The sequence below is a fragment of the Anaerobacillus alkaliphilus genome (assembly GCF_004116265.1).
In the GTDB taxonomy this organism is placed as follows: Bacteria; Bacillota; Bacilli; order Bacillales; family Anaerobacillaceae; genus Anaerobacillus; species Anaerobacillus alkaliphilus.
The window spans coordinates 582,072-604,185 of record NZ_QOUX01000047.1; the positions used below are offsets into that span (position 1 = coordinate 582,072).

The window sequence follows — 22,114 nt, forward strand, 5'->3', positions numbered from 1 at the left end:
TTATCCAATTTTTCTCATTAAAAATCTCTTTTCGATAACAAGATTTACCTTCAAGAACAGGATGGCATACATGACTGTAAAACCGATATAAGACACCCCTACCACCATACTAAGTTCTCTAGGTTGAAAAAACTCTAATAAAAACCCACCTGAAGCCATCGAAAAACCGAGAGCTGTGTTCGATACTGCTTGCATCAGCCCAAATAATGTCCCTCGCTTTGATTTCGGTAGAACCTTCATCATGACGGTATCAATGCATATATTGCTTAAGCCACCGACAAGAGTTATGAAAACCACAATTCCTAATGTCAACAAAAAGGTTGGCGAGATACTTAGAACCATGTGCCCGATTCCTTCTAGTGCGATGAATAAGACCGTCAAGAACAATAATCCCTTTTTTAGATGAATAGAAAAAAAGGAACTTATAATAAAACCAAGTCCTAATGATGCATAAATAAAGCCGACTCCTAATTCCCCCATTTTAAAAACCTCAAGAGCATAAACGTTCACCAACACATTATCAATACCGGTAGCTAGTGGCATGGTTACAGCGATAAAAAAGAAGGTGAAAAGTGCTGTCGATCCTACTATAGCTTTTCTTGAAAGTTTCACAGGCTTTTTCTTATGAACCCTAACATCACTTTCCTTAGCTGGAAACCTCAACTTAGACAGAATGAGCGAAGAAAGTAAAAATGTTAGTCCATTCAATAGAAATGCAGCTTCTAATCCAAAAAAATATGAAATGATCCCTCCAAGACTAGCACCAATAACTAACACAATACCAACCATGGCTTGCTCAAGAGCATTTACAAAGAGCAAGCGATCCGGTTTAACTAAATCAGGAATTGATGACATTCTCGTTGGTGAATAGATTGCTTCACCAGTTGCTAACAAAAATGTTAGAAAATAAACAATCCATAGATCACTTGGTCCTTGAACAAGCAACAAACACAAAATCAAAGGAATACGGATAAGATCGATTGAAATCAATAGATGCTTCTTAGAAAATTTATCGGCCAGCATCCCTCCTATTGGTGCAAAAAACAGAAATGGCAGCATTCGAATAGCTAGAACCATTCCAATCGATATCGCAGACCCAGTTAGTTGAAATAAAAGTGTAAAAATAGCAACCTGACTAAAACGTGCACCTATACCATTAATTAGTCCTGCTCCAAAAAGTTTTTGATAATTCTGTTCACGTTTCCATGCTGTATAAATTGACATGAAAAGCTCTCCTTTCAAACTTATCTAATTTAACAGTTATCTAATTAGAGAAACAAAAAAAAAACAAAAAAAAAACAAAAAAAATGTAGACTCCTCATCAACAAAAAAGTATCTAATTAGATATTATTCTAATTAGATACTTTTCACAACAAGTAATTTCCTTATCGGTTTGGTGCCTGGCACCAAAAAAAGACAAAACCAACTGAAAATCCACGCTAGCAGGACATTTTATGTTGGTGCAATTTACCACCTAACTTGCCACCTTTGATTTGTTACAATAGCCACATAAGTGTAATTCGAAGTGTAAATACCAATCCAGCTGTAATCAGAAAAATTATGGGGATGCTTAAAAATGCAGGTCTGGTAAATGTTCGACCTGGCATAGCAGGTGCTGAACTAGCAAAGGACCTTTCAGATATAACATTACTGGATGTCTATAAAGCAGTTAATGTTGTACAAGATAAAGAGTTGTTTAGCGTACATGAAAATCCCAATCCTCAATGTCCTGTCGGAAGAAATATTCAAAATACAATTGGTCCGCTTTTTGAAATTGCCCAAACTGCACTAGAAAAGGCTCTCGGTAATATAACCATTGAGGATGTAGTAAAGGATATTATTGAAAAAGAGAAATTGGATAATAAGATGTTAAGTGATTAGTAAACGACATTCTTTCCTCGAATGTCGTTTTATTTGGATGTTTAGTCATAAAATGAAAACAGTCTTCTCCACTAAATGCTTCGTAAGTGAAAAAAATTCACAAAACAACTAACTTCCTCGCATAAATAATATCAGAAAATAACAAATAAGGTGTAGAAGAATTGTTTCTCATCTTTGCTCAGCTAGTTTGGTGCGCAGTATAGGTCACATACGAAAAGACGATCACATGAACGTAATCGTCTCAAAAAGATAATTTTTCAACAGTATCGTTGTACTAATCATTTAACTATAAACCTCAAATGATAAATTTGGTATAAATAAAAAAATCCGTAAGAAATTAATAATACAACTATATAAACAGCTATTATCCTATCGAAAGAAAAAGGAGTTAAATGGATAATGAAAAAGAAAATAATTATTTCTAATAGAAGTAAAATACATATGGAAGTTCATCAGAATGATTTTTTATTTGATTGGCAAGAAATGTTAGAGAGCTATGAGCAAGGAGGTTATTTCAATCACCTTTCAAAACAATCTGAGAAACTCATTATAAATGCACCCGAACCCATTGGAATTTCATCATTGATAAACACGGATGAGAACTCAGAAATCGTCTACGCTAAGCGAAAAGAGAGAAATATATATACTAGGTTTGTTAAGAATAGAAAGGGTAGCATAACCAATTCCTTTGTTGTAATCCTTAGCAGAAGTAGAAATAACAACAACCAATACTTATTAGTCACGATGTTTCCCGGCACTGGGGCTTATAAAGAACCTGAAGATCCTAACATTCTAACAAAACGAGAGCTCATCGAGTCTTTACTTTTTTGGGAAAATCACGCATTGGTGTTTGATGAAAGTACGATTGATTACACCACAATCACTCCAGTATGTCCATATAAAGATCTATATTTAGGACTTCCATTGAATAATTTTAGAAGGTTATTTAAAGGGTGAACAACGTTAAGTAGTTGAATTTCAACATTTGGTTTTTTACAAAGGCTTCAATAATTGAGGATCTTTGCTGCACAATATCTAGTCTACTACGCAATACTACGATTAATCTATGTATTTAAGAGAAAGACTTTTTTAAGTATCCAGTGGTAAATATTCCGTCATTCCGTGGTACAATTTTTGTCACTTGGTGGTAAATTCTATGTCAGAGGGACATTACAATAGCTTATTCAATTCACATCAATCACAAAAATTTCATCAGAGAGTCAATTCGCTTTAAGTGAATTTATTCAAACATCTTCTCTTGCTTTCAGTAATTTCAATTCCTTCACCCAGCTCAAAAAAACTAGCTAATTACAACATGTCCCTGCAACGTTAAATTGGCATTCACCCGTTCAAATTGCCCTTGTCGTAGTAGAGCCGCAGTTAACTTACCTATCCATCCTCTAAAACTTGCTTGATTGCCCAAATCTGATGACTATGAAAAAACACTCTGTAAAACTTCTGGAAAATCTATCTAAACGAGCTGATGGTCTCTATCGCTTGGTTCCTGCATCCTATCTCCTAGACTCCCTTGATAGAAATATCCGATACCTAAAATAGGTTCATTTTTAGATGATAGGAAGTACCGACTAGCCTTGCCTATGAAACGCTGGACCTTGAGTTCGTAACCTGTTTCTTTCTAATACCTCTCTACTCAAGCACTCTTCCATGGTTTCATTATACTCAAGTCCACCACCTAGCAGGAAAATGGCCCCTCTACTTTTGACAGCTGCCACCTTACCATCTTGTACAATCACTGCATAACAACCGACCCGTATCTGATAATCAAATCCCTCTATTCGTTCTCCGAATACCTTTCCCATACATAACACCTACTTTAACTCATTAATTGGTGTTCTAACCGCTCGCAGTACAATCACGAAAAATACAAGTGAAGACCCTAGAAAAATATAATGTACTGATATGAATTCCCCTAGGACTCCAGCAACCAAATACCCTACTGGCATAGCAAGCTTCATCAGCATCGATGATGTTCCAGCAATTCAGGATTGCCTTCAGAAAGGATAATATTGTGTGGAAGTGCAGCCTCGAAACCGAACTGCAAATAGTAATCCCCACCTGTTAATGCTACCCATTGATATCCCATAGCCTTTGCTACTTCGAAACCTTTCACGACTAGCATCTTCCCAATCCCTTTATTTTGATGAGTGGGCGATACGGCTAAGGGGCCTAAAGCTAACCCTTGATTACTTCCAATCTGCGCTTTAGACAATAAGTTATATCCGATAAATTCATCATTCAACTCGGCTACGAGACAAAGCTCCTTAACAAAGCCGTTATCTTTTGTTACTCGTTCAACCATTTCCCACTCATTAAATCTTTCATGACTTCCTTCGCGATAAAAAGCTGCTTTCACAACATTTTTTATTGCCAGTATATCATCGTTGGTAGCTTCTCTAACCGTTATCATTTGAATCACTCCATAGAGAATTTTTATAGTATGTTTAAAAATATGATAGACATTGTATATACAGAATTCCGACCACTAGCAACGTCAATCCAAAAAGAAGGTTAGAACGAATTCCGTTCTCTGCCAAACTTCTTTCATTTAAACTACTAATTAGTAAAAGAGGAACTGTCACAGGAGCTGTTACTAACGTTACTGAAACCCCTAGTAATAACGAAAGGGCGATCATATCTGGTGAATAGTTTCCAGGTAAATCAACAAGAATCGTTGATAGTAAAACCATCGCCGGAATAGGCGGAAATCCACAAAAACCTAAGAGGATTACTACTAATGTTAATCCTACGAGAATATTTAAATTAAGCCATTCAACGCTCGTTAAAAAGTAGCCAAATAGCACACTTCCATAACCGGTTTCTTTCAATGTACCTACTAAGATACCTGCTGAAAGGATCAGCAGCATTTCCTTTTTCTTTTTACCCAGATCATCTTTCACTAATTTCGTCCAGTGTTGCTTATATGTAACAAGATCTCGATTACTAATAAAGTAGAGAGTTGTTACAATAACAATGACCACTGGAACGGTAAGCATAATATCTACATTGAACCACTGATTTAGGATCAGTATTCCGCCCATTAGAAGCGCTAACCAAAAAATGAATGTACCGACAAGTCCTTCTAGTTTCTCATCAGAGCTGATTTCGAGGTCAGGTATGAGATCATCAGAAATTTGTTTTCGCTTCATCTGTATTTGAAAAATAATGATACTGATCACAAACCCGATGACAGCGAGCCCAATTCCCTTTAACACGGTTGGTACTAGAGGTGCATTTGTCCCGCCAACAACATAAGCAAACGCAGGATGGACTGTTGTCCATAGGACAGTTAAGGTAAATCCACGCAAAATTGCCGTGCTCAAAATATAATTCCAAGCACTATCGGACACCGTAGCCTTTTTCGTTTTTCCAAACAGCTGGTAGACAAAAGCAATTCCTCCCAATGTCATGAACGAGGAAATAAAATGAGTCATTGCCCCAATATACGTATAAAACCTGGTTGTAGTAGATAACCGCCTTTTCCCTATCATCATTAACGCTTTCACATATGGACGATGGCTAATAATCCAACCTACTAAGCTTATTAATATAATCAATGGAATGATGGCTTTCATTTCACGTAAACCAATCCATAATACGTGTAACGACGAAGAAGTGGCTAAAGTCACAATATTAGATAAAAAGAGTAATAGTATTGGAAGAATGATATTTTGCTTAGGTCTATCTAAGAGAATAAAAACAAGCATTAAAAAGCCCATTAGAGATATTAACTCATTTACCAAGGGGATTTTCCAGACAGTTGAAACAAAGTATAGTCCAATAAATAGTACAAGGGCAGAGGTAAATCCTTTATGAAGTACCGTATGCATAACTGCCCTCCTTCTTTAAAATCTTAATTTGTAGTTACAAACTTAAACTTCCTATCTTTATCAAAGTGAAAGTGGATATCATACTTTCGCTCTAGCTCATTATCATAAAGGAAGTACCCTACCTCTGTAAACTCAGGTTGAGGGTTATAGAATGCCATATACATAGGAAACTCAGCAATTTCTATCGGAAGAGAAGGTACTGACAAATACTCAGAAATATTAACAAAAGATACAAGTTCATCAATAACCTCAAAATCAACATGAAACTCATTTTTAAATTCATCAAAATTATTCTCAGCAATAAGATTCATAATCCTTCTTGCTTTATGATCAAAATGTTGTAGCTGCACGCTAACGTTTTCTACTTTCGCTTTTTCCTGTTCCAATTCAACTTTGATGACACTGAGTTCTTCATGTAACTTAGTAATTTCATTATTTTTCGCTTCAATCTTACTTTCGTAATCTGCAGTGAGAGCTTTCACATCAACTTGTTCGTTTGTACATGCAGACAAAACGCTGATTGTCATTGCTATTCCAGCCAAGATCATAGAACGTTTCAATTGTCTCATTCCCTTCTAGCACTAGCGGTTCTAAATTTATAAATGACCATTTCTCCTGTTAGTAATCTCAATTATGATAGCTCCTACTAGTGAAAAACCAAATATAATAGCAAGTATAATAATTGCTACAATGTCATTAATCGTTTCATATGCATGGGACTTATATGGAATAAAATTAATTTTGATATAGAAAAAAGTCATACCAACTCCAGTGGCAATAGCAGGAATATATTTTATAATTCTACTAGTAACTCTTTTCCCTATTAAGTATATGATGACAGAGGCTACCCCCATTAAAAGGATATTTATAATAATTGCAACCTGAAGACTCATCGTTACCCCCTACTATCTATATAAGTTTTTGGCTATTACATTCCTCTCTGTTCATTCCACCATTAACCTTTGAAACTAGTGAAGCTGTCAAGGCAGAATATTCTATTCATTATGAACTCTGTAATTGTAACCGATAAAGCAAGAGTTTCATAAAACCTGATAGCCGCTTGTATCCATGAGGTTATGAACTCCTTTTTCGGTAAGATATGCCTTTTGAAGATTGCCGGCAGTTCTAAAATCACATGATTTTCATCATAGTTGTATAATCTAAATTCAAACATATGATCAGGAAACTCCATCTGAATACCACTCATTGTTCTTGCTTATATATGTGCAGATTTTAAACAACATTAATACCTCACTTATAAAAAGATTTCCTCAACTATTCTATAATTACTTGCATAAGGTCAGCTACTTCTCCTCATGCTATTATTTAAGTTTTAATAACCATTTATAGTAAATTGATACACACTAAAGACAAACCAAATAAAGAGAAGAAAATGTGCTATTAGGTTCAGGATTACTGCAAATGTTTTGAACTGCCTTTTTTTCAAGTAATTGAAAACAAAAAGAAGATAAACCACTTGTATCAAGAACATAGAAATACTAATAGCACCAAAAAACATCACTTCCTCTTTTTCGGTCAACATATACCCATTAAGCTCGCTAAGTCTGCCTAGCGAAACAACTATCTCAGAAATAAATATAGCAACCCAAATTAGACAGTAGTTTACAATTAGAAATATAACCGCTATTATTTTGTGACATTTTTTCAAAGCCTCGTACTCCTTAGCAACATTAACCTTCTCATTTTCAAATCCCCTAATGTTTAAACAACTCATTAATAGATTTTAAAAGTAACAATAGATCTATTCCACCTTATATAATACCATAAATATCCAATGACAATTCTGATAATCTTGTTTAACAATGTTAACAAATGATAAATATAGAAGTAATCCTTTTGGAGCTTGACTCATTTTTTTTGGGGCCACTTTTCCTTATTTAACATCTAATTATCAGTAAACGTAGTACATTGGTTTGATGAAACATATTACTATCTATGAAAATAGATTTATCTTTTCCTTATTTTAGCAATTTTACATAGATCTAATACTCTCTTAACACTAGTGGATTAAAGTTGGATTGTACTAAAAATAAGGAGTTGAGAGAAGAAATGAAAAATTGGATGAAGAAAACTGCTATTGCCATACTTAGTGTAGGATTACTGACTCAAAGTGCTTTACCCACTGTTTTTGCAGCAAGTAACCAGCCTGCACCCGATCAAAAAATAATCAACGTTGCCCACCGTGGAGCTTCTGGACACGCACCGGAACATACACTCCTCGCGTATGAGCTTGGACTTGAGATGAAAGCAGACTACATTGAAATTGATTTACAAATGACAAAAGATGGAGTATTAATTGCCATGCATGACACGACTGTAAACCGAACAACGAACGGTACAGGATCTGTGTCAAATATGACACTTGCCGAAATCAAACAACTCGATGCGGGTTCATGGTTCAATACACGTAATCCAGAAAAAGCAAAAGACGAATTTATTGGCCTTGAAGTTCCTACGTTAGAAGAAGTCTTTGAAAAATTTGGCCGTAGTACTAACTATTATATAGAGACAAAATCGCCTAATCTTTACCCGGGAATGGAAACAGAACTGTTAAGATTAATGGATGAATATAATCTAACTGGTGTAAATGCCAGGTCAAGCAAAGTGATAATTCAATCCTTTTTCACGGACAGCCTTATACTTATACACGAGATGAATCCTAATGTACCACTTGTACAATTGTTAAGTCGACCAACATTAGGGGAGGGTGCCGCTGCAGAGCTAGCTTTCATTAAAGAATATGCGATTGGCGTAGGGCCAAGCTTCGCTAGAATTAACGAAGAATATGTTCAGCAAGTACGAGCAGAAGGACTTCAAATCCATCCTTATACGGTCAACACGGAGGAAAACATGAGACGCGCCTTAGAATGGGGAGTAAATGGAGTTTTCACTGATTATCCAGATGTATTTCGTGAAGTAATTAAGGAGTTTAAAAGTAAAAAATAATAAATAGTATAAGACAGAGTAATAGGATAAACAACACTATGATTAATGTGAAGTCTGTTCTACCTTGGTGAGGAACGTAAGACCTCTCTCTCCCTCCTTTCCTACAAGACTTGCAGATACTCTCTGCATTATTATGCTATGTAGGACGAACGAAATTGCTAGGGTGTATAATAGGACGGCATATTCATTACTATTAATTAGAGCAAAAGGGTGTCCAAAGTCAGTCACATCGTTCTGTGATCACCCTTATGGACACCCTTCTATTAAAATCCTTTTACAATATCAACTTGATTACGTAACGGTTTATTTTCTTCTACATTTCTCAATGTTTCTACAAAGCATTCAACAGCTTCTACGGGCGTAGTTACAGCCGATATGTGCGGAGTAATCAAAACACTCGGGTGAGTCCATAAAGGATTTTCCGTTGGGAGAGGCTCTTCTTTGAACACATCAAGAACCGCAAATCGAACATGCTGTGTATTAAGTGCTTTTAGCAATGCATCTTCATCCACTGACGCACCTCTCCCCACATTGATAAAGCCTGCATTCGATAACTGGTGAAAAATCGTTTCATCAAACAGTCGCTCTGTTTTCTCCGTTAACGGCAATGTATTTATAACATAATCAGCGTTCTGTAAGATTGGTAGCTCTTGATCGACTGAATAAACAGCTTGGAAATACTCCTTCTCCTTCCCACTCAACGACACACCAAACACTTGCACGCTTAAGTTAGAAAGAATTTCCGCCGTTTTTTGACCAATTTCCCCTGTCCCGAAGATCACCACTTTTTGGTCACTAAGTAACTTTGGAGTAATGGGCTGCCAGTTTTTTTGTTCCATTTGTTTGCGGAATTGAACATGATACTGTAAATCCATTAAAAGATAGCTCAAACAAAACTCACCAATTCGTTGTCCAAATGAACAAATTGTACGAGTTAACAGTACATTTTCATCCCATTGTTTCTTAAAAACATAGCGGTCAACACCAGCACCAAGAGAATGCACCCACTTAACCTTACTGTAATCATAGTCTTGCTTTGTATTAAAAGCGACGAAAGCATCCGCCCATTCTAAGAGCTCATCCTTCATTTCTTCCTCTGGTAAAAAACGAAAATTCTTATCTACTTGGTTTTGTTCAATTAACTCTTGCAGCTCTCTATACTTAGGACTTACCACTAAAATATTTTCTATGTTCATCACTACATCTCCTCTCCCTGACACCCTTTAGTAATCGATTTTTTCTAAAAAAAGTCCTCCAGCAAACGCCATATAATTGACTTGGTTACGCTCTTTTGACTGTAACATCGACTCAATATCTTGAGCAGTTAAACGGCGAAGGCCAACCTCAATCAGGACACCGACCATTTTTCTCACCATATTATAAAGGAAGCCCTCACCACGAACTCTTATCTCAATAAAACCATCGACTTCTTTTATATCAATAGCAAATATCTCACGAACCATCGACTTTTTCTTTGACTTTGCATTTGAAAATGTCGTAAAGTCATGACTCCCAAGAAACTTTTCACTAGCTTCTTGCATCGCTTTAATATCTAACTTCTTTTCCACATGCATACTATAGTTTCGCATAAATGGATTTATGTAGTCTTTATTCCAAATCTTATATAAGTACGTTTTATCCTTCGCATTATAGCGAGCATGAAAGCGGTCCTGAACTGAACTAACCTCACTAACCACTATATCCTTCGGTAAATATTTATTTAGATAATCTTTTATTTCTTTTTCTTTAAATGCTTCACTCGTCTTAAAATTAGCGATTTGTGCTAACGCATGAACGCCTGCATCTGTTCTCGAACAACCAATAATTTCAATTGGTGACCCAACCATTTCAGACAATACGTTTTCAATTTTTCCTTGGATCGTATTTTCGCCACTCCCTAGACGCTGCCACCCTTTATAACGAGTGCCATCATATTGAATCGTTAATTTATAATTGTTCATTGTTTTCTCCTTTTGTTACTACTTTCTCAAGGTAATAACCTACTAGTTCTGGATACTCTGATAGATCTTGCAAACCTTTTTCGGTAAGTGCGTAGGTTCCACGTTTCACTCTCTCAAACCACCGATAATAGTTTTTTGTTAAAATTGAAGATGTCTTATCTCCTGTACCTAGTTCTCTTAAAACCTTTGGTGAAGACGGCCCATATTTATCAAGATAACAAGCAATCTGAATACAGTTTTCTTTATAAGCAGTCATGATCTTTGTACGCGTGCTACCACCTACATTATAATTGGCACTGCGACCATCAATTTCTTTTCGTAAACTCTCTCTCTTACGCTTGTTCTGTCGCATACTTTTCTTTCGGTCAAAAGCGCTCGGGTGAAACAGAACATCGGCTTTTTTTCCTCTACCTACAGTCGATACAACGATTAATCCTAATTCCAATCTTTTTATCAGGTGACAAATGTCTACCCACTTTTTTGACCGTAAATTATATTTCGGTTTTGGTATAGCTATATAGACTAAATCAGTTAATCGTTGTCGCTTGGCTGCCTGCACGAGAAGATCTACATTTAAGGTCAGTTTTAATTCAACAACCACTAACTCATCACCTTTTACAGCTGCAATATCACAATCGTTGACCTCTCCGTAGACCTCAAAGCCTTCCTTCACTAGAAACCTTTGGATTGGTTTATATAAATCTACTTCTAATAATTTTTCCTTTTCCTTCATAATTATAAACTCCATTACCATTTTAGATAAAATACGTATTTTTATTCTATCATTAAACGAATGAAGCCTACACAAATAATACCCGCAAAGAAAAAACACACCTCAAATTTTAAGATGTGTAACAAAATTAATCTTTAAAAAACCACCTGAAATACAGTCGAGAAAGAATAAATGAGAAGGACAATGAGAGAAAACTCCAATACCACTTCCACTTTACATAAGTAATTAACTTCGTATATTTTACTGCAATTATTTCCAATCCAGTAATAACACCACTATAAGAAAATATGTGAAAAACTTTGCTAAGTATCCCTTTTGATTTAGGATAGCTAAGATTGAAAAGCACTGTTATAGCCGGAAAGATAAAATATTCAAAGGCAAAACTAGACCTACTTGCTTTCTTGAATAAGATCCGATAAGGATAACGCAGATAACCTTTTTCGACAACTAGCAAACCAAAAAACCAAGTAATCACCTGTTGAAAAAGGAAGGACACATGTGCCTCTCTCACTTTACTGCGAGGGACAAACTTTAGTAGGAGTATAGATAAAACGATACTAGAAGAAGTTACAATCGTTTTTTCCCTTATTCTTTTAGCCATTAGTATGACCTCCTCGTAGTGGTTTACCAGACCTTGGCAAACCAAGTATAGATACCCTTAAAATAGGATTTAGTCATATTATGGCACTTCTGAACAAAAATTATTTGCACTCGCAAATAATAATTTTCAAAGGGAAGTTTCTAAGATCTCGTTAGATGACCTTACTACAAACTCATAAAATTGGCTCCCTATTAATTCCGTACTTAAAAATGATGCTACTTTTATAAAAGCGTTAAGATCGTCATCTGAAATCTTTTTAATCGTTTGAACAACTTGTAGCCTTGACTCATTAGCATGTTCTTTAATAAAATTTTGGACGATCTTCTTTCCTTCTTTCGTTAACGACACTTCACGAGTTCTGGCATCATTTCCATTTTTCATAATTACTAACCCATCTTCTTTAAGTTTCGTCAACTGACGGAAGATATTAGAAATGTTGACTTGGGCTAGATATGTTAACTCTGTCATGCGAATATTCGGATGAAAATATAGGATCCACAAGTTCCGAAATCCTGGAAATGTCAATTCTTCATGGTTTAATTGATTTTTAATATCATTTTCTATAACAAAATTAAGACCTCGAATCATTGCATAAACTAAATAACTTTTCGATAGAAGTTCATTAGATGATACACTCATTTTTTATCCCTCATGATCATTTATGTAATAGGATAAGTATTACCAATTTTTTCAATTTTATTTTGAAATGGCTGTTTTCGCAAAGTTTGTTGCTTTCGTAAAAATCCCAAAATCCGGATTTTTACACAAAATACTAAGAATTCACAACTAAGTTAGTTAGTATTGCTCTTTTCTTACATAATTTATTGGCTGATATCTTCATCTAGGGTATTTTTCCGATTATTTTAGGGTGAAAAAGCCACAATGTTCACGAAAAGAGCCTTTAACATAAAAAATAGAGCCGATTGGCCCTATCCCCTGTTCTTTAGTTTTGTGCCTAACACGTCAAATAAATGATCTAATTTTGTTTTAGGTACTTGTTCATACTGATCCCCAATACTAACTTCAAAATAACAACTGCTCGAGCTTACCTTATTAAGCCTACCTGTTAACCCAATCCCTGTCTCCTCATATACTTCTATCAGCACTTTTTCAGCTGTTTCTACCGGTAAACGAATATGTACGTGAAACATATTAGAAACTGGTACTAGAGGAAGAGTTCGCACTCCCGCGCATTGATTGTAATAAGAAGCTAATTCTTTGGCTCCCTCATAATAGCTCCCCATTTTAGCTACTCGTTGATCAAAATAATGGTCAGCACTGATGATATATGGATAAAGACTAATTAGGTCACCCCCATGTCGTCGTTTCCAGACCTTTGATTTTTCAATGAAGTCAGTATCTCCTGCAAGAATAGCTCCAGCTAATCCTCCAATTCCTTTATAAAATGATACATAAACACTATCAAAAAGACGACAAACTTCAGCTGCTGTTTTTTGATAATAAGGTAGAATTTCAAAAAGTCTTGCTCCATCAAGCTGCAACTTAATTCCCTTCTCTCGACAATATGCCGATATTGCCTCAAGTGTTTCGTACTCAGGTAATTGTCCACCAATTTCTCGTTGTGGTAATTCTAACAATAAACAAGAGACATCATCAGCCATGTTGACAACGTCTTCTAGCTGAATAATGCGATCATTATCAGCTAGAAGTACAGACTCAATCTGATGCAGTTCCTTTAATCCCTCTTCTTCATGAATTTCCAAATGGCTTAGTGGGTGGTACGCAACCTTCTTCACCCCTTTTTGATCACACCAAATTCGTAAGGCAATTTGTTGCGCCATTGTTCCACTTGGGAAAAAGACAGCTGCTTCTTTGCCTAAGTACGAAGCAATCTTCTCCTGAAACGTTTCAATTATTTGGCCAGTTCCATAATAATCACTTTCCAACTCGCCATCTAATTGTTGTAGCGCATCCTTCAACACGTGTAAATTTCTTTTTCCGTGTCCAGCTAATTGGCTACTGGTTCGTTTAAAGGCTTCCGCTAAATTCATAGATATGTCTCCTCTCACTTATCCGTTTTTCCAGACCGCCGCATACTTCTTTTGATATTTTGGATCTGTTTCATTCTCAATCAAAGATAATGCCAACTCTTTAACTTCCTCATCCTTTATTTGATCAAATAAGTTCCTAAGTCCTTGAATCATATCAAAACGAATTAACGTGTAGTTCTTTTCATCTTCGCATTTCAGAAAGCGATTTTTAAAACTTTCCAAAACAAGCTTCCTTTGTTGTTCACCAGCAAGTCCGATACGCCATATAGACTGTAAGCAGTGCCTTGCAGTAACAAACTTCTTGTCTCTTGTTACTTCCCATATAGCAGAAAAATCCTCTAAAATCTTCTTCTCTGGGTCACTTATTGCCAATCGACATAAAAATTGCGCTGCTCTAGATCGACGATGGTTATCAGAGTCTGTTAAATCGGCTATTAATTGATCCCAAACCTCATAAGCCCAATCGACCGGTTTTTCAGTTGCTACTACTATTTGCTGATATGCTTCATATTGTTGATCCTTATCTTTTGATGCTAGTAATTCAAAATAGTTTGCAATCGTAACTTCCATTATAATTCTCCTTTAACTACATTTCCTTTGGTGCGTGTACCCCTAGAAGTCTTAGTCCTTCCTTCAATACAATCGTCACCGATTTTACCAAAGCTAATCTGCTCTCAAGTTCTTCATCAGTAGTTAGGATTTTTACTCGACTATAATATTTGTTAAACTCTTGGGACAGATCAAGTAGATATTTTGCCACTTGCGAAGGCTCATATTGGTAAAAGCTTTTCTCAATCACATTTGGAAATTCCATCAATAATTTTACTACTGCCCAACTAGCACTGTCCTGTAATCCAGTTAGCCCAGCCGTTTGTGAAGAGACAGCTGCTTTTCGTAAAATTGAGCACGCTCTCGCATGAGTATATTGTACGTAAGGACCTGTTGTTCCCTCAAATTTCAACATTTCTTCTAATGAGAACTCAACATTATTTTGTCGTTCGTTTTTGAGATCATGAAAAATAATAGATCCAACACCAACCATTTTTGCAATCTCAGCTTTATTTGCTAAGTTAGGATTTTTGGCCTCAATATTTCTATGTGCCAATTCGATTGCTTCCGTAATAACTTCTTCTAGAAGGACGATTTTTCCTTTTCTAGTCGACATTTTTTTGCCGTCCTTTAAAATAAATCCAAAAGGAATATGAACTAATTGTTTCGCCCATTCAAAACCTGCTTTTTCGAGAACTAAAAATACCTGTTTGAAATGTAGGCTTTGTTCTTGACCAACGACATAAATCGTCTTCTCGAATTGATATTGTTGCTGTCGATAAAAAGCCGCCGTTACATCTCTCGTTGCATACAAGGTAGCCCCATCGGACTTTTTAATCAAACATGGAGGTAAATCATACTCATGTAAGTCAACAACCTCAGCACCTTCTGAACTAGAAAGAAGACCTTTTTCATTTAACAACTCAATCGTTTGGTCCATCTTGTCATTGTAAAATGCTTCCCCTTGGTAAGAGTCAAAATGTACATCTAGCAATTGATAGATTTTCGAAAACTCTTGAAGCGATTCTTCTCTAAACCATTTCCAAAGTGCTAGTGCTTCCTCATTGCCGTCTTCTAGTTTCTTAAACCATCGTCTTGCTTCATCTTCAAGGGCTGGTTGCTTTTCTGCCTCTTCATGAAATTTTACATAGAGGGCTAATAATTCTTTGATCGGTTCTGCCTTGACTTTATTCGCATCACCCCACAGTTGATAAGCAACAATCAGCTTACCAAATTGAGTTCCCCAATCCCCTAAGTGATTAACTCTAACTGCTTGATAACCGCATTTCTCAACGATATTTGCTAGTGAATTCCCAATAACCGTCGAACGTAAATGTCCCATTGAGAACGGTTTTGCTATATTTGGTGATGAAAAATCGAGGACAATCGACTTCTTATTACCTATTGTTAGCGACCCGTAATTCATATCCTCATTTAAAATTGTTTGTAACATCTCATTACTTACGGATTGTTTATTTAAAAAACAATTCACATAAGGGCCGTCAGCCACTACTTTTTCAAATAAAGGATGTTGAATTTTAGGGGCTAATTCTTTTGCAATCACATTTGGTGCTTTTTTCATTAGCTTTGCTAGCCCAAAGCACGGAAAAGCCAAATCCCCTTGCTCCTCATACTTTGGTTTTTCTATCAACTTTTCTACGTCCTCAACTTCTACCATGCCATCCAAACTTCCTGTAAGTTCAGTAGCGTATACTAGTTTTAATTCCATCTCCATCACCCTTCTTTTTCTCAGAAAATAATAAAAAAATCCCGTCTCTAATAATAGAGACGAGATTACCCGCGGTACCACTCTGATTGTTCACAAAAAGAACCTTCTTAACTAACGATAACGGGTTTCCCCCGACAACACCCTACCAATTTCCCGTTCAGGCTGTATCTCAGAAGTGCGCTTCATTAAGTATTGTCTATTAGGCTTGCACCATCCCTAACTCGCTACAGACACTTGCTTAATTACTCTCTTCATCATAGATTTTTGATATTTTTGACAGTATAAACAAGATTTGCGGAAAAATCAACCTTTTCTTAAGTGGCATCTTAATTGACACCCAGCTTTTGAATACGTAAGCTTAAACTAAAAAGAGAGGTATTCCGATGACACAAATTGATCAACAGTCTTCTAACAAAGAAATTGGCACGGATGGTTCTTTCAAACGACAGACAAATAGATTTTCAACACCATTTGGCAGTCAAAAAGGTGAATGGCCAGTCGAAAGAGGACGTTACCGACTACTTTGGACACCAGCCTGCCCTTGGGCACACCGTACAGTCATAGTTCGAAATCTCCTAGGCCTAGAAGATGCAATTAGTTTAGGCACCGCTAGTCCAATGCGACCAAAACTGCCCGATGTTGATTGGGAGTTTTCCTTAGACGAAAATAACGTAGATCCAGTCCTGGGAATACGCTATGTGAGCGAAGTTTATAAAAATACAGATCCTGAATATACCGGTAGACCTACGGTACCAGTAATGATTGACGTAAATAGTCGTCAGGTCGTAAACAACGACTATTATAAACTAACAAACTACCTAGAGACAGTTTGGCGGCCACTTCACAAAAAAAATGCTCCAGATTTATACCCTGAAAACTTACGTAATGAGATTGATGCACTAAATGAAACCATCTTCCATGATATCAATAATGGTGTTTATAAATGCGGGTTTGCACGAAGTCAAGAAGTCTATGAAGAAGCGTTCGATCGCCTATTCTTCCGTTTAGATGAGTTGGAAAAACACCTCACTTCTCGACGTTTTCTATTTGGTGATTATATATCAGACTCAGATGTTCGTCTTTACGCTACCTTAATTCGTTTCGACGTTGCTTACTATAATGCTTTTAAGACAAATCGGAATTTAATTCGGGATTTTCCAGCTTTATGGGGTTATGTCAGAGACTTGTATCAAACTCCGGGATTTGGCGATACAACTGACTTTGAATCTATTAAAAAACACTATCATTTATCAATTACAATCTTTACGAACAATGACGCGAAAATTCTGCCAAAAGGGCCAGATCTAGCACCACTTCAAACACCACATAATCGAGAAAATTTAAGTGGAATGACAGATAAGTTTCTCACACAAGAAAGGAGCAACTAAGTGATTATACGGGATGCACATAGTGACGAACTAACATTGATCCGTGATCAAAGAGTTAGTTCATATAGTGAATATGCAACTCTGATCTCAGAAGAACATTGGAATGCATTAAAGAAGGCAATTTCATCTGAAACCGATCAACAACCAGGAGTCGAGCTGATTGTCGCTGAATTAAATGGGGAAATTCTTGGAAGTGTCGCCTTATTCCCTGCAAAAATTGATGCTTACGAAGGGCGCGTTCAGGAACTTGACTATCCTGAGATACGCATGCTCGCCGTTGCCCCTGCAGCCCGTGGGAAAGGGGTAGCCTCTGCTTTAGTAACAGAATGTGTGAACAGAACAAAAGCTAAGGGGTACTCTACTATTGGTTTACACACAGGTGAGTTTATGAAAAATGCGATGAAGCTTTATGAAAAGTTTGGCTTTGAGCGGTTACCGAAATACGATTTTGTACCTGCCAATGACGGGGTTGTAGTAAAAGCATTCCGTCTTTCGTTATAAAAAGTGAGGAGAACTACCGAAAAATGTAGTTCTCCTTTTCTCATACAAGTCTACAGCCCCATTTAATCACCTGAGCTAGCATTCTAGTCATATTTGGATGTAGCAAACCTTCCTTAAGATGCGCTGGTGTTAAACAAACCACACGTCCTTCACCGTATTCGTGAGCCCAACCTGCGATAGAAGCTCCATCAATGGACTCTGACCTTAAGAAGACGTTTGTCTCAGCTTCATTACAATGAACAAAATAGTGTTCGTCGATAATAGCAAAGTCATAGCTTGGATCTATTAATTTTGCTCCTGATACGCGATAATTGACCAACTGATGGATTTCAGGGTGTCGGATAAAATATCCGCGAGTCATCGAGAGATAGTCACCTTGCGTTGGATATGATGCTAAACCTGAATGCCAAGCGATCCAACTACCTCCGTTTTTGACGTATTCGCAAATTATTTTTTCAGTTAACGGGTCCATCCAAGTCTCGACTTTTTCAGCTTCTGGATTTACTCTGTTTTCTTTAAACAAAATCACGGCATCTGGTTTCGTGAGCAAACTAGTAGCCAACTCGGTTACTGAAATATTTTCTACTACCACTTGATCGTTTTCAAAGTGGTCTCTAACTGCTTGCTTAATACTCTCTACTGACCATTCTTCCCTATGATAATAATCTCCTAAAACTGCGACTATTCTTATTCTCATCCTAAAAATCCATTCGTTTGCCTTGATAGTCGATATAAACAGAATTAATATCTATCTTTTGTTCAATAATGTCGTATATCCCAATGGCAGACTCAAGTGGTTCTAGGTGTGCTTGTTCTCCACCCATATCCGTTTTCATCCATCCAGGATGAATAGAATAAACGCGAATATTCTTTTCTTTTAACTCACGACTAATTTTCTCTGAAAACATATTTAAAGCAACCTTTGAAAGTCCGTACGGATAATCGCCACTGTAAGCATGGGTCAAACTAGCCGCATTCGAGGAAATGTTTACAATTGATTGCTTCGTTCCCACTTCTAGTAAAGGGAGAAAATGCTTTACCACCCGCATTGGTCCTAACGTGTTAATATTAAATGAATTCATGCAAGCTTCAATATCCAACTCTTCGACTGTTTGCTCTCGTTCTTCTAACACCGCAGCATTATTAATAATCACATCAAGTGTTTGACCACTTTCTTTCAAAGAATTCGCAGCAAGAGCGACTGACTGTTCATCAGTAACATCTAACTGTAAAATATGTAATTGATTTTTGTACGAGTCCTTAAGTTCTAGTAGGGCTTTTGTTGTCTTATTATCAAGTGTTCTGACACCAGCAAACAGTTGATAACCCTTTTCTAATCCTAGTTTGATAAAAGAAAGCCCGAGCCCTCGATTGGCTCCAGTTACTAATATATTCATCGTCATCCTCCTTAGTAAGGAAACCCCGTTGTTTTTTTACTTATCTAGCCAAATCAAAAATGTGGCGTACATCATTTTCATGCAATTTCACAAAGTTCCCTAACGGCCATCGTTCTGTAGCTTTTTTTGCCATCTCATCAAAGTGTTCGTCGCCAATTTCCACTTCATTTAATGTAATTGGCATTCCAATCGAATGTAGAAACTGTTCGAATTTTTTGATCCCTGCTAACGCCGTTTTTTCCGGATTATAAAGGTCAATCTCAACATCCCAGACACGGTTGGCAAATTGAACAAATCGGTTGACATCATGTTTGTACACGTATTTCATCCAAGCCGGAAAAACAATCGCTAGTCCTGCTCCATGTGCAATATCATAAATTCCACTAATCTCATGCTCGATGTCATGACTTGCCCAATCACCAATTCTACCTGTCCCAAACAAATCACTATGTGCATTTGTTCCAGCCCACATAATCTCAGCACGCGCGTCATAGTTCGTCGGCTCTTCTAGAACTGTGTGAGCATTATTAATGACCGTCTTAAGTGTCGCTTCACATAAACGATCAGTTAACTCGACATTGCGCTCTCTTGTAAAGTATCTTTCTAATAAATGTGCCATCATATCAGTTATCCCGCAAGCCGTTTGGTAAGAAGGCAGCGTGTATGTAAGTACAGGGTTAAGTATCGCAAACTGTGGACGAAGTGTTGGGTGACCCATGGCTCTTTTATACAACCCATCTTCATTTGTAATAACCGTTCCTTCACTCGTTTCACTACCAGCAGCAGGTATCGTTAACACAACACCAATTGGTAGGCTGTCACTAACAGAAGCATTTCCAGTAAAGAAATCCCACACATCACCGTCATACTTAGCCCCTGCTGCAATTGCCTTGGCCGAATCAATGACACTACCTCCACCTACAGCAAGAATAAATCCAATGTTGTGTTCTTTACAAAGGGATATCCCCTCATGAACTAAACTTACTCTTGGATTTGGTAAAACTCCACCTAGTTCAATTATTTCTATGTCTTGCTCCTGCAAAGAATTTATTACTCGATCGTATAGACCACTTGCTTTGATACTACCTCCGCCGTAATGTAGAAGAAGCTTTTTACCATATATTACAGACTCTTGCCCGACTACTTCTTCCTTATCTCTACCAAAAATAATCTTTGTACGGTTTTGAAAAACGAAATCTTGCATTATGTAACCCCTTTTCTTATTTAAACAGATCTTTCTACTTTAGTTATATCCCGTAAGAGCGCTTTCATCAACATGGAAAAATATATGTTTCACTAGAAAAAGTTAATTTAGTTACGCCAAAGTAAAAACCGTTGAACTCTACCGAGCACAACGGTTTTTCTTATATTTATTATGTTTTTACACCGTTTGGCTTAGATAGGGTATTTTTTAATGAGGTAAGTTCTGAAGAAAATGGAGTGGAATTTCATCGTGGAGCTTCTGTTCTTGCCTCTACATCAAAAAGTCTTTGATTTAAGACTCTAATTTGACTTTCCTTTTGTTCACCTTGTTTTTTTATGAATAATAACATACCCATAACCGTTTCTTCTTGATGAGTTTCAATTCGGAACACGGTTCGTTTAACGTCACTCATGTCTGCTTTTAGTTCATGAATGTCTTCTTTCATGTTTGCTACATCTGTCTTAAGACCTGCTACATCTGTTTTTAGGTCTGCTACATCTGTCTTTAGATTTGCCACATCTGTCTTAAGACCTGCTACATCTGTCTTAAGAATTGAAATATCTTCTTTCATAACAACCAAGTCACTCCTTATATCCTTTATTTCAGATTGGATGGTATGTAACTGGTTTTCTGTTCTAGCTTGTCCCTCAATCAATTTAAGCAGTAGCTCTTCCATTTGTTTTCACCTCCTCTTTCCTCAATTATATCACGTACACCTAAATACTACTTTTAAAATTTTAATGTCGGCGGAAAAAAAGTGCCATAGCAGAGGTCTGTTACCTTTCCTACGATCCACTCTTACAAAAGGGCTCGCTAACACACCCTTGCGTTACCTTCCCTACGACCTACTCTTACAAAAGGGCACGCGACACTCTCTTTCGTTACCTTTCCTACGATCTGCTCTTCTAAAAGGGCACGATAGACTCTCTTGCGTTACCTTTCCAACGAGCTACTCTTACAAAAGGGCACGATAGACTCCCTTCCGTTACCTTTCCTACGTTCCACTCTTACAAAAGGGCACGATAGACTCTCTTGCGTTACCTTCCCTACGACCTACTCTTACAAAAGGGCACGCGACACTCTCTTGCGTTACCTTCCCTACGACCTACTCTTACAAAAGGGCACGCTAGACTCCCTTACGTTACCTTTCCCACGATCTACTCTTACAAAAGGGCACGCTAGACTCCCTTGCGTTACCTTTCCTACGATCTACTCTTCCAAAAGGGCACGCTAGACTCCCTTGCGTTACCTTTCCTACGACCTACTCTTCCAAAAAGGCACGCGGCACTCTCTTTCGTTACCTTTCCTACGATCTACTCTTACAAAAGGGCACGCTAGACTCT

General features: G+C 37.0%; 23 protein-coding genes, 1 pseudogene and 1 other annotated feature. Of the genes and pseudogenes, 5 read left to right on the top strand and 19 right to left on the bottom strand.

What is annotated here, in order from left to right; genetic code table 11:
• Positions 1-1,224, bottom strand: coding sequence for an MFS transporter (locus DS745_RS23245; RefSeq protein WP_129080613.1), 1,224 nt, complete (start codon positions 1,222-1,224; stop codon positions 1-3).
• Between the two features lie 300 nt (positions 1,225-1,524).
• On the opposite strand from DS745_RS23245, the pseudogene DS745_RS23250 reads away from it, so the two are divergent.
• A pseudogene (locus DS745_RS23250) lies at positions 1,525-1,881 on the top strand (Rrf2 family transcriptional regulator); the annotation flags it as partial.
• A gap of 399 nt (positions 1,882-2,280) precedes the next feature.
• Positions 2,281-2,838, top strand: coding sequence for a hypothetical protein (locus tag DS745_RS23255; protein WP_129080614.1), 558 nt, complete (start codon positions 2,281-2,283; stop codon positions 2,836-2,838).
• Between the two features lie 629 nt (positions 2,839-3,467).
• Here the strand turns inward: DS745_RS23255 and DS745_RS23260 are convergent.
• Genes DS745_RS23260 through DS745_RS23280 form a run of 6 tightly spaced genes read right to left on the bottom strand, consistent with a single transcriptional unit; the run spans position 3,468 to position 6,622 of the window.
• The gene (locus DS745_RS23260; RefSeq protein WP_129080615.1) at positions 3,468-3,701 is read right to left on the bottom strand and encodes an NUDIX hydrolase; all 234 of its coding nucleotides are present in this window, start codon (positions 3,699-3,701) and stop codon (positions 3,468-3,470) included.
• A 9-nt stretch (positions 3,702-3,710) separates the two neighbouring features.
• Positions 3,711-3,863, bottom strand: a complete 153-nt coding sequence (locus DS745_RS24780; RefSeq protein WP_161568368.1) for a hypothetical protein — start codon at positions 3,861-3,863, stop codon at positions 3,711-3,713.
• The gene (locus tag DS745_RS23265) at positions 3,857-4,309 is read right to left on the bottom strand and encodes a GNAT family N-acetyltransferase (RefSeq protein WP_129080616.1); all 453 of its coding nucleotides are present in this window, start codon (positions 4,307-4,309) and stop codon (positions 3,857-3,859) included. Before DS745_RS23265 ends, DS745_RS24780 begins: the two co-directional genes overlap by 7 nt.
• A gap of 34 nt (positions 4,310-4,343) precedes the next feature.
• Entirely contained in the window at positions 4,344-5,729 is a 1,386-nt protein-coding gene (locus DS745_RS23270) for a hypothetical protein (protein WP_129080617.1), read from the bottom strand.
• A gap of 23 nt (positions 5,730-5,752) precedes the next feature.
• Entirely contained in the window at positions 5,753-6,289 is a 537-nt protein-coding gene (locus DS745_RS23275; RefSeq protein ID WP_129080618.1) for a coiled-coil domain-containing protein, read from the bottom strand.
• A gap of 36 nt (positions 6,290-6,325) precedes the next feature.
• Positions 6,326-6,622, bottom strand: a complete 297-nt coding sequence (locus DS745_RS23280) for a hypothetical protein (RefSeq protein WP_129080619.1) — start codon at positions 6,620-6,622, stop codon at positions 6,326-6,328.
• Positions 6,623-7,799: 1,177 nt separating this feature from the next.
• Here DS745_RS23280 and DS745_RS23285 point away from each other — a divergent pair.
• Positions 7,800-8,696 (top strand): glycerophosphodiester phosphodiesterase, encoded by an 897-nt coding sequence (locus DS745_RS23285; RefSeq protein WP_241657919.1) that lies wholly within the window; start codon positions 7,800-7,802, stop codon positions 8,694-8,696.
• 263 nt (positions 8,697-8,959) lie between these two features.
• Here DS745_RS23285 and DS745_RS23290 read toward each other — a convergent pair whose 3' ends face one another.
• The 8 genes from DS745_RS23290 to argS form a co-directional block, all read right to left on the bottom strand.
• Positions 8,960-9,892, bottom strand: coding sequence for a D-2-hydroxyacid dehydrogenase (locus DS745_RS23290; protein WP_129080620.1), 933 nt, complete (start codon positions 9,890-9,892; stop codon positions 8,960-8,962).
• Positions 9,893-9,919: 27 nt separating this feature from the next.
• Positions 9,920-10,657, bottom strand: a complete 738-nt coding sequence (truA, locus tag DS745_RS23295; RefSeq protein WP_129080621.1) for a tRNA pseudouridine(38-40) synthase TruA — start codon at positions 10,655-10,657, stop codon at positions 9,920-9,922.
• Entirely contained in the window at positions 10,644-11,390 is a 747-nt protein-coding gene (locus tag DS745_RS23300; protein ID WP_129080622.1) for a DUF2161 domain-containing phosphodiesterase, read from the bottom strand. The genes truA and DS745_RS23300 overlap by 14 nt, the downstream gene beginning before the upstream one ends.
• A 127-nt stretch (positions 11,391-11,517) precedes the next feature.
• Entirely contained in the window at positions 11,518-11,991 is a 474-nt protein-coding gene (locus tag DS745_RS23305; protein ID WP_129080623.1) for a CBO0543 family protein, read from the bottom strand.
• 126 nt (positions 11,992-12,117) lie between these two features.
• Positions 12,118-12,630, bottom strand: a complete 513-nt coding sequence (locus DS745_RS23310; RefSeq protein WP_129080624.1) for a MarR family transcriptional regulator — start codon at positions 12,628-12,630, stop codon at positions 12,118-12,120.
• A 290-nt stretch (positions 12,631-12,920) separates the two neighbouring features.
• Positions 12,921-14,003, bottom strand: coding sequence for a threonine aldolase family protein (locus DS745_RS23315; protein WP_129080625.1), 1,083 nt, complete (start codon positions 14,001-14,003; stop codon positions 12,921-12,923).
• A gap of 18 nt (positions 14,004-14,021) precedes the next feature.
• Positions 14,022-14,573, bottom strand: coding sequence for a hypothetical protein (locus DS745_RS23320; protein ID WP_129080626.1), 552 nt, complete (start codon positions 14,571-14,573; stop codon positions 14,022-14,024).
• Positions 14,574-14,589: 16 nt separating this feature from the next.
• Positions 14,590-16,281: an arginine--tRNA ligase gene (gene argS / locus DS745_RS23325; RefSeq protein ID WP_129080627.1), complete on the bottom strand. Its 1,692-nt coding sequence runs from the start codon at positions 16,279-16,281 to the stop codon at positions 14,590-14,592.
• Positions 16,282-16,333: 52 nt separating this feature from the next.
• Positions 16,334-16,548: a binding site (T-box leader), on the bottom strand.
• Between the two features lie 116 nt (positions 16,549-16,664).
• Between argS and DS745_RS23330 the strand changes: the two genes are divergently transcribed.
• Positions 16,665-17,669, top strand: coding sequence for a glutathione S-transferase family protein (locus DS745_RS23330; protein WP_129080628.1), 1,005 nt, complete (start codon positions 16,665-16,667; stop codon positions 17,667-17,669).
• Positions 17,670-18,170, top strand: a complete 501-nt coding sequence (locus DS745_RS23335; RefSeq protein WP_129080629.1) for a GNAT family N-acetyltransferase — start codon at positions 17,670-17,672, stop codon at positions 18,168-18,170.
• A gap of 40 nt (positions 18,171-18,210) precedes the next feature.
• Here DS745_RS23335 and DS745_RS23340 read toward each other — a convergent pair whose 3' ends face one another.
• From DS745_RS23340 to DS745_RS23355, 4 genes are all read right to left on the bottom strand, one after another.
• A complete protein-coding gene (locus tag DS745_RS23340; RefSeq protein WP_129080630.1) occupies positions 18,211-18,867 on the bottom strand; it encodes a ThuA domain-containing protein in 657 nt (218 codons plus the stop codon).
• 1 nt (position 18,868) lies between these two features.
• The gene (locus tag DS745_RS23345; RefSeq protein ID WP_129080631.1) at positions 18,869-19,567 is read right to left on the bottom strand and encodes an SDR family oxidoreductase; all 699 of its coding nucleotides are present in this window, start codon (positions 19,565-19,567) and stop codon (positions 18,869-18,871) included.
• A gap of 40 nt (positions 19,568-19,607) precedes the next feature.
• The gene (locus tag DS745_RS23350; RefSeq protein WP_129080632.1) at positions 19,608-20,771 is read right to left on the bottom strand and encodes an iron-containing alcohol dehydrogenase; all 1,164 of its coding nucleotides are present in this window, start codon (positions 20,769-20,771) and stop codon (positions 19,608-19,610) included.
• 244 nt (positions 20,772-21,015) lie between these two features.
• Positions 21,016-21,447, bottom strand: a complete 432-nt coding sequence (locus DS745_RS23355) for a hypothetical protein (RefSeq protein WP_129080633.1) — start codon at positions 21,445-21,447, stop codon at positions 21,016-21,018.
• Between the last annotated feature and the right edge of the window lie 667 nt (positions 21,448-22,114).